General features: G+C 67.2%; 7 protein-coding genes, 1 tRNA gene and 1 pseudogene. 3 read left to right on the top strand and 6 right to left on the bottom strand.

The features are described from left to right. Both Q0632_RS08515 and Q0632_RS08510 read left to right on the top strand, forming a co-directional pair. A pseudogene (locus tag Q0632_RS08515) lies at positions 1–230 on the top strand (fructose-bisphosphatase class I); the annotation flags it as partial. A gap of 19 nt (positions 231–249) precedes the next feature. Beyond that, a tRNA-Thr gene (locus Q0632_RS08510) sits at positions 250–325 on the top strand. 51 nt (positions 326–376) lie between these two features. Here the strand turns inward: Q0632_RS08510 and Q0632_RS08505 are convergent. From Q0632_RS08505 to Q0632_RS08485, 5 genes are all read right to left on the bottom strand, one after another. Further along, a complete protein-coding gene (locus Q0632_RS08505; protein WP_298927279.1) occupies positions 377–847 on the bottom strand; it encodes a GNAT family N-acetyltransferase in 471 nt (156 codons plus the stop codon). A 62-nt stretch (positions 848–909) separates the two neighbouring features. Beyond that, on the bottom strand, positions 910–1164 hold the full coding sequence (locus tag Q0632_RS08500; protein WP_298927277.1) for an RNA-binding protein: 255 nt from the start codon (positions 1162–1164) through the stop codon (positions 910–912). Positions 1165–1188: 24 nt separating this feature from the next. Then, positions 1189–1971, bottom strand: coding sequence for an enoyl-ACP reductase FabI (gene fabI / locus Q0632_RS08495; RefSeq protein WP_298927275.1), 783 nt, complete (start codon positions 1969–1971; stop codon positions 1189–1191). 2 nt (positions 1972–1973) lie between these two features. Then, positions 1974–3158 carry an acetate/propionate family kinase gene (locus Q0632_RS08490; protein ID WP_298927273.1) on the bottom strand — a complete coding sequence of 395 codons (1185 nt, stop codon included), beginning with the start codon at positions 3156–3158 and terminating at the stop codon, positions 1974–1976. Positions 3159–3161: 3 nt separating this feature from the next. Then, on the bottom strand, positions 3162–4100 hold the full coding sequence (locus Q0632_RS08485) for a phosphate acetyltransferase (RefSeq protein WP_298927271.1): 939 nt from the start codon (positions 4098–4100) through the stop codon (positions 3162–3164). A 306-nt stretch (positions 4101–4406) separates the two neighbouring features. Here Q0632_RS08485 and ydiK point away from each other — a divergent pair, with 306 nt between their 5' ends. After that, positions 4407–5468, top strand: a complete 1062-nt coding sequence (gene ydiK / locus Q0632_RS08480) for an AI-2E family transporter YdiK (RefSeq protein ID WP_298927268.1) — start codon at positions 4407–4409, stop codon at positions 5466–5468. Positions 5469–5483: 15 nt separating this feature from the next. Here the strand turns inward: ydiK and Q0632_RS08475 are convergent, their stop codons facing one another. Next, positions 5484–7796, bottom strand: a complete 2313-nt coding sequence (locus tag Q0632_RS08475) for a DUF3141 domain-containing protein (RefSeq protein WP_298927265.1) — start codon at positions 7794–7796, stop codon at positions 5484–5486. Positions 7797–7911 lie beyond the last annotated feature (115 nt).

Raw genomic sequence — 7911 nt, 5'->3', positions numbered from 1 at the left:
TCTTCATGTACCCCTGGGACAAACGCGAGCCGGACAAGCCCGGCAAGCTGCGCCTGATGTACGAGGCCAACCCCATGGCCTGGCTGGTGGAGCAGGCCGGCGGCGCCGCCACCAACGGCCGGCAGCGCATCCTGGACATCCAGCCGTCCAAGCTGCACGAGCGCGTCAGCGTGGTCCTGGGTTCGAAGAACGAGGTCGAGCGCCTGACCGGCTACCACGGCACGGTATAATCGCGGGCTTGAGAATTTCGCCGGTGTAGCTCAGTCGGTAGAGCAGCTCATTCGTAATGAGAAGGTCGGGTGTTCGATTCATCTCTCCGGCACCATTGAAAGCCCCTGATTCGCAAGAGTCAGGGGCTTTTTTCATGGTTTGAGCGTCAGACCAGATCCAACGTGACCAGACGCAGCGTGTGCTCCTCAGGGCTGGCCACGTCCGTGAAGCCCAGGCGGCTGGCCAGGCCGCGCATGCCGGTGTTCTCGGCCAGCACATGGCCTTCCATGCGGCGCAGTCCGCGCTCTTGCGCCAGCGCGATCAGGGTCTGCATCAGATGGCGCGCAAGGCCGGCACCCTGCCAGTCGTCCGCGACAGTGACCGCAAACTCGCAGGCCTCGCCGGCGGGCGGCACATGGGCATAGCGGGCGCCGCCCACAATGTCCGCGTCCGCCTTCTCGCTCGCTAGCGCCACCAGGGCCACCACCTGGCCTGCAGGCGGGTTCGCCGCCGCTTCGAGCATCTGCTCGGGCAATTCGAGCAGAGGCGCAAAAAAGCGCGTGTAGCGGGAACTGGAAGACAGCCGCTCGAAGGCGGCCTCGAACTCACTCTTGTCGCCGGGGTTCACCCGCCGCATGAGAACTGTGCGCCCATCGCGCAACTGCACCGTCCGGGGAAGCTGTCCGGCTTGCTGACCGCTCATGCGAAGCGGTCACTGAGAACGCGCGCACTGATCCTGCGGTTCTTCCAGTGGATGTCGTGGATACGCTCCTTGAGCTGGCCCAGGGCCGTCGTGTCCACCGCCAGGAAGCTCACCAGCGCAGCGGGACGCGAACCGTCGCCCTCCTCCCGCTCGATCGCGTCAAACACAGGGAAGCCGTACTTGACGAGGAAGTCCCGGATCTCGTCGTCGGTGGTCCCGGGCTCGATGTTGGCCAGCATCAAACGGCTCATGTTCAGCTCCTTTCACAAGATCGGTCAGGCCATCACGTTGACGCCGCCGTCCACATAGAGGGTCTGGCCCGACAGGCGCCGCGCGTAGGGCGTGGCCAGGAAGGCGCAGGTGAATCCCACGTCCATGATGTCGACCAGCTCGCCCATCGGGGCGCGCCGCGCCGCGTCGGCCAGCAGCAGGTCGAAGTCCTTGAGGCCGGAGGCGGCGCGGGTTTTCAGCGGCCCCGGCGAGATGGGGTGCACGCGGATGCCCCGTGGTCCGAGTTCATGGGCCAGGTACCTTGCCGACGCTTCGAGCGCCGCCTTCACCGGACCCATCAGGTTGTAGTTCTCCACCACCTTGTTGGCGCCGTAATAGCTCATCGCGAACATCGTGCCACCATCCTTCATCAGCGGCGCCGCCAGCCGCGCCATGCGGATGAACGAGTGGCAGGAAACATCCATCGCCTTGGCAAAGCCCTCGGCCGAGCAGTCCAGCAGGCCGCCCTGCAGATCCTCCTTGGGCGCCCATGCGATGGAATGCACCAGGACGTCCAGGCGGCCCCAGGTCTTTTCGATGTGGGCAAAGACGGCTTCGAGCTCGCCCGGCTGCGACACATCCAGCGGCAGGAAGATCGGCGCACCCAGGTCGCGCGCCAGCGGTTCCACATGCGGGCGGGCCTTCTCGTTCAGATAGGTGATGGCCAGGTCCGCGCCCAGCTCACGGAAAGCCCTGGCGCAACCATAGGCAATCGAATGCTCGTTGGCGATGCCGCAGATCAGGACTTTGGCGTCTTTCAGGACGGGCGACGGGACGGTCAGGCTCACGATCAGGCTCCTTGCACAATCTTCAGGGTCTGGCGGGCGATCATCAACTCCTCATTGGTGGGGATCACCCACACCGCCACCTTGCTGGCCAGCGTGCTGATGCGCGGCGCGCCCGCCAGATTGGCCGCCGGGTCCAGCTCAACGCCCAGCCAGGCCGCGCCACGGCAGATGCTCTCGCGGATGGCCGGCGCGTTCTCGCCGACGCCGGCAGTGAACACCAGGGCGTCCATGCCCCCCGCCGCGGCGGCCAGCGATCCGAGCTCGCGGCCGATGCGGTAGACAAAGAGATCCACCGCCAGCCTGGCCCGCGGGTCGGGGCTGGCCAGCAGCGTGCGCATGTCGCTGGACACGCCGGAAACACCGAGCAGCCCCGACTGCTTGTAGATCAGGTCTTCGATGGCCCGTGCATCCATGTGCATCTCGTCCATCAGATAAAGGATGACGCCGGGATCCAGGTTGCCGCAGCGCGTGCCCATGGGCAGCCCGTCGACCGCGGTGAACCCCATCGTGCTGGCCACGCTGCGCCCATTGACCATGGCGCACATGCTGCTGCCGTTGCCAAGATGGGCGACGATGGTGCGCCCTACAGCTGCTTGGGGGTCGATCCCGGGCAAAACGCTGGCGATGTATTCATAAGACAGGCCATGAAAGCCATAGCGGCGCACGCCGCGGTCCGTGATGGCCGGCGGCAGTGCGAAGGCCTGCGCCACCTCGGGCTGGCCGCGGTGGAAGGCGGTGTCAAAGCAGGCGACCTGCAGCAGATCCGGGTGCAGGCCGGCGACGATGTCGATCGGCTTGAGGTTGTGCGGCTGGTGCAAGGGAGCGAGCGGGCTCAGCTTGGCCAGCGCCGCCAGAACCTGGGGATCGGCCCGCACAGCCTGGCTGAAGGCCAGCCCACCGTGGACGACGCGGTGGCCGACGGCAACGATGCTGTGCTCGGCCCGGTGCTCGCGCAGGAAGTCGACCAGGTAGGCGATGGCCCCGGCATGGCCCAGCTGCGTCGCTGCCTCCCAGTCTTTCGCGCCCAGGACGGCGCCGTGCGCATCCCTGGCGACGAAGCGCGGCGCCGTGTACAGGCCTTCGATCTGGCCGCGCAAAACCACGGGATTGCCGGCGTCAGCCGCGTCGAAGGCGCTGAACTTGATGCTAGACGAGCCAGCGTTGAGAACGAGGACGACGTCGCTCACGGTCTACACCAGGACAGGGGTGGCTTCGCGCCGGGCCCGGGCGACCAGCGCAGCGACGGCGCAGGATGCCAGACGGGTCAGGAGCGTGTCGGCCCGGCTGGTCAGGATGATAGGCACTCTGGCCCCCAGCACGATGCCGGCGGCATCCGCGCCCGCCAGGAAGGTCAGGCTCTTGGCGAGCATGTTGCCGGCCTCCAGGTTGGGCACCATGAGGACGTTGGCACGCCCGGCGACCGGCGACTCGATGTTCTTGATCCGCGCGGCCTCCATGTTGATCGCGTTGTCCAGCGCCAGCGGCCCGTCCACCAGCGCGCCGGTGATCTGGTGGCGGTCCACCATCTTGCACAGCGCCGCCGCCTCCACCGTGGAGGGCACCTTCGGGTTGACGGTTTCCATCGCCGAGAGGATGGCAACGCGCACCTGCGCAACGCCAAGCGCATGGGCCAGGTCGATCGCGTTTTGCAGGATGTCCATCTTTTCTTCCAGCGTGGGGGCGATGTTCACAGCGGCGTCGGTAATGATCAGCGGGTCCGCGTGCCCGGGCACGTCCATGACAAAGCAGTGGCTGACGCGCCGCGCCGTGCGCAGGCCGGTCTCGCGCCTGACCACGGCCGCCATCAGTTCGTCGGTATGCAGGCTGCCTTTCATCAGCGCCTGCGCCTTGCCTTCGCGCACCAGTTGCACCGCGGCGGCGGCGGAAGCCTCGCTATGGGGGGTGTCCAGTATCTCGACGCCCGCCAGATTGATGCCGGATGCGTCGGCGGCGGCCTGGATGCGGGCGCGCGGGCCTACCAGCAGCGGGATGATGAGCCCGAGCCTGGTGGCCTCGATCGCCCCTTCCAGGGAGGAGGCATCGCAGGGGTGGGCGACTGCCGTGGGCGTCGGCGGGATGGTCTGGCACTGCGCGATCAGGCGCTCGTACTTGTCATGGGCTGAGGCCACGGCACTCCTTCTTGGGGCAAACAAAAACCTGCACACATGCAGCAACAGGGACGCTCCGCCCTCCCCTGACGGTGGGATGAGCGTCTGTGCGCGTTTTTTGTTTCCTCGGGGACCTGGCCAACACCGCTTCAACTGTAGGCCGGCCCGCCGGCCCAGCCGCCTAGGGCGGCGGGCAGAGCCGCCTGCCCTTGGCACTGTTTTCGCAGCAGAGCCAGCATGGTCAGCTGACGCCTGACAGTTTGCCGCAGCGAGCGCCTTCCATGGGACCATCGGGGCCCTGCAACCCACAGAAAGTGACACTGCTTCATGCCAGAGACGCGCCAAGACCTTGCCAAGCTCACTTTTGGCGTTCTCACCATTGTCTTGCTGATCGGCGCCTCGCTCTGGACCCTGCGGCCCTTCCTGGGCGCGACCATCTGGGCCGTCATGATCGTGGTGGCCAGCTGGCCGGCCTTGCTGTGGTTCCAGGCCCGCCTGTGGCGGCGCCGCAGCCTGGCCGTGCTGGCCATGGTCCTGATCCTTCTGCTGCTGTTTGTCCTGCCGCTGACACTGGCGGTCTTCACCATTTCCGCCCACGCCGACGAGATTGTGGATTGGTTCAAATCCATGCTGGCCCAGGGCTTGCCGCCACCGCCCGACTGGGTGGCGCAGTTGCCCCTCGTGGGTCCGAAACTGGCGGCTGCATGGGCTGATTTCGCTGCCGCCGGCCTGGCAGGCGTGGAGGCCAGAATCCTTCCCCACACCAGAGAGCTCACGGGTTGGCTGCTCTCGAAAGCCGGCGGTGCGGGCGCGTTGGCGCTGCAATTCCTGCTGACCGTGGTCATCGCGGGCGTGATGTACGCGCAGGGCGAGGCGGCCGCCACCCAGGTCCTGCGCTTTGGCCGCAGGATAGGCGGCCCTCGCGGCGAGGCTTCCGTCGTCCTGGCCAGCAAGGCGATCCGCGGGGTGGCGCTGGGCGTGGGGGTAACGGCCATCGTCCAGTCGCTGGCCGGAGGCATAGGCCTGGCGATCGCGGGCGTGCCCTTCGCGGGCCTGCTCACCGCCGTGATGTTCATCATGTGCATCGTCCAGATCGGGCCCATCCTGGTGCTGCTGCCGGCCACCGCCTGGATGTTCTGGACAGCCCCCACCGGCTGGGCCATCTTCATGCTGGTCTGGACGCTGGTGGTGGTCACCATGGACAACTTCCTGCGTCCCGTGCTGATCCGGCGCGGCGCCGACCTGCCCTTGCTGCTGATCTTTGCCGGCGTCATCGGCGGCATCCTCAGTTTCGGGCTGGTGGGCATCTTCGTCGGGCCGGTGATTCTTGCCGTGGCCTACACCCTGATCGACGCCTGGCTCCAGGACGCCGACACGCAGGCCGGCTGAGCCTGCCAGCGCTCTTCAGGCGCGGCTTGCCGCCGGCTTGCGCCCGCTGACCGGTCTGCGTCTGGCGGCCAGCGTCTTGCGGATGCGCTCCAGCATCGCCTTCTGCGTCGGCGTCGGGGCCCTGGCCTGGACCCGCTTGTCGGCCATGAGCGCAGCCAGCAGGGCCAGCAGCCGCTTGCGCTCGGCGGGCTCGGGCAGCAACGTGGCCAGGGTGTCCAGCGCGCGGTCCGGCGCATCGCGCACGAGGATCTCCTGCTCACCGCGGATGCGGCGCCAGTCGTGCGGCGCCACGGGCGGCAGGTCGGCAGCGTAGTCGGGCAGCAATTCCTTTTGCAGCTCCAGCCGCGACAGCGGCAGGGGCTCGCCTTTTCTCTTGAGCAGGAAGGCCACGCGCGCCAGGGCTTGCACATAGCCGCCACTTTCCATCGAGGCCAGGGCATTGCGCACCACCGGTGTCTCGCGCACATCGGCCGGCGTGGACTGCTCTGGCCCGCCGGCCTGCGCAGGCCCAACAAGCGGGGCGTAGGCCGAGAAGAAGCCCGCCTCGGTCATCGCGTCCCGAACGGCCCGGTAGTGGTCGAGGACGGCACTGAACAGGCTGGCATTGCGGGTTTCGGCCTGGCGCAGCGGCTGCTCCGGGGCCACGGCCTGGCGGTGCGCCTTCACGGTGCTGGCGGCCGGCTCCAGCCAGGCCATCCAGGGGTTGAACTGCGACAGCGCCCAGTTCTGCACCCGCAGGGGATGCAAGGCCCTGAGCATGGCGGCGGCGGGCTCGTTGGCCACGGCCTGGACAAAGGGCCGGGCCAACAGCTCGTAGGCCCGCTGGTTGAACTCAGAGACCTCGGCCACCGCCTCGAAGGGCTTCTCGTCGGCACGGTCAAAGCGGTTCAGATGGGCCGCAATGTCCTCCAGCCGGCGCTCATGAAACTCCACCTCGTAGACGGTCTTGCCAGCCTTGTCACGGCTTTCGGTGATGGCCATGCCGTACAGGCCTGGCGGCAGCCCCTCGATGGCTTCGAGCACAGAAACGATCTGGGCGTGCTCCTTCCTGGCCACCTTGCCCGAGACGAAGATGCCCAGATGCCCGATGTCCTCGTGCAGCAGGCCGACGATGACCTGGCCGCGCGCCTTGACCTCCGCCGTGCTGCCATACACATCCGCCACCCAGTTGAAGGCCTGTTGCGGCGGCGTGATGTTGTCGCCCATGGAAGCAAACAGCACGATGGGCGAGCGGATCTCGCGCAGGTCAAAAGCCGTGCCGGCGGCGTTCTTGACGCCGCCGCTCCACAGCTTGTTGCCGACGAAGAGGTTGCGGGTGATCCACTCGATCTCCTCGCGGTTCATCAGGTAGTAGCCGCCCCACCAGCGCTCGAACTCCAGGAAGCGCGGCGGCTCGGTGTCGGCCTGGTCGAACAGGTGGTAGTACTTGTCCCAGAGGCTGTTGGCGGGGTTGAGGTTCTCGAAGTTCTGCACCAGGTGGGCGCCGTCGAACTTGCCGTTGCCAAGATCCGCCATCAGCGAAGCCAGCCATGAGCCGCCCAGCATGCCGCCGGCATAGCGCATCGGGTTGTCGCTCTCGCCGGAACTCCAGGCGCCGCCCCAGTAAGACATGGGCGCGCCGTTGATCACGATCGGCCCGGTGTCGTCGGGGTCCGATGCGGCCAGCATCATCGCCGCCCAGCCGCCCTGGCAATTGCCGATGATGGCGGGCTTGTCGCTGCGCGGATGCAGCTCGCGCACCTTGCGCACAAAGACCAGTTCGGCGGCGCAGACGTCCAGCAGGGTCTGGCCCGGCTGCGGATCGCGAAAGAAGATCACGAAATACACAGGATGGCCTGCGCGCAGAGCCACGCCGACCTGCGAGTCGTCCTTGAAGCCGCCGATGCCGGGGCCATGGCCGGCGCGCGGATCGATGATGACGTAGGGACGCTTGTCCGGGTCCACCTTCACGCCCTTGGGCGGCGTGATGCGCAGCAGCGCATAGTTGACCGGGCGGTCGAAGCTGCGGGCATCCAGAACGGTTTCCGAGTCGAAGTGCAGGACTGGCTTGAGGCCCTGCGCCGTGTTGTCCAGGAAATTGTTGCCACGCTGGCGCAGCGTGTCCCAGAACAAAAGCGAGCGCTGCGAGGCATCGACGGCATAGCTGTACCAGGCCGGCACATCCACCAAGGCCTTGATGGCGGCCGCGGGGTCGGCCGCCTCGGTCTGGACAGCCTCGCGCACGCGCGTGGCGAGCTTCTCGTTGGCTGCCTGCATGCGCTTGTTGAACACCGCAGCCACCTTGGTGCTGGTGCGCTGGCTGCGCGTCAATTGCTCCTGAACGTCCATGCTGAACTCCCGCCGCGGTCCCGCGAGTTTTCGCCCGGCCGCCTGGCGCGGGCGCATGCCGTCAATAATGACGCAGTGCAGCATCGAATTCGCCCGGGCAAGATGCAGCGGCCGG

The sequence above is a fragment of the uncultured Ramlibacter sp. genome (assembly GCF_936925435.1).
Lineage (GTDB): Bacteria > Pseudomonadota > Gammaproteobacteria > Burkholderiales > Burkholderiaceae_C > Ramlibacter.
This window is presented reverse-complemented; position numbering and strand designations above follow the sequence as displayed.

Coding starts and splice junctions, on each gene's coding strand:
- Q0632_RS08505 (WP_298927279.1), bottom strand. CDS start 847: ATGCGGCGGGTGAACCCCGGCGACAAGAGTGAGTTCGAGGCCGCCTTC.
- Q0632_RS08500 (WP_298927277.1), bottom strand. CDS start 1,164: ATGAGCCGTTTGATGCTGGCCAACATCGAGCCCGGGACCACCGACGAC.
- ydiK (WP_298927268.1), top strand. CDS start 4,407: ATGCCAGAGACGCGCCAAGACCTTGCCAAGCTCACTTTTGGCGTTCTC.
- Q0632_RS08475 (WP_298927265.1), bottom strand. CDS start 7,796: ATGGACGTTCAGGAGCAATTGACGCGCAGCCAGCGCACCAGCACCAAG.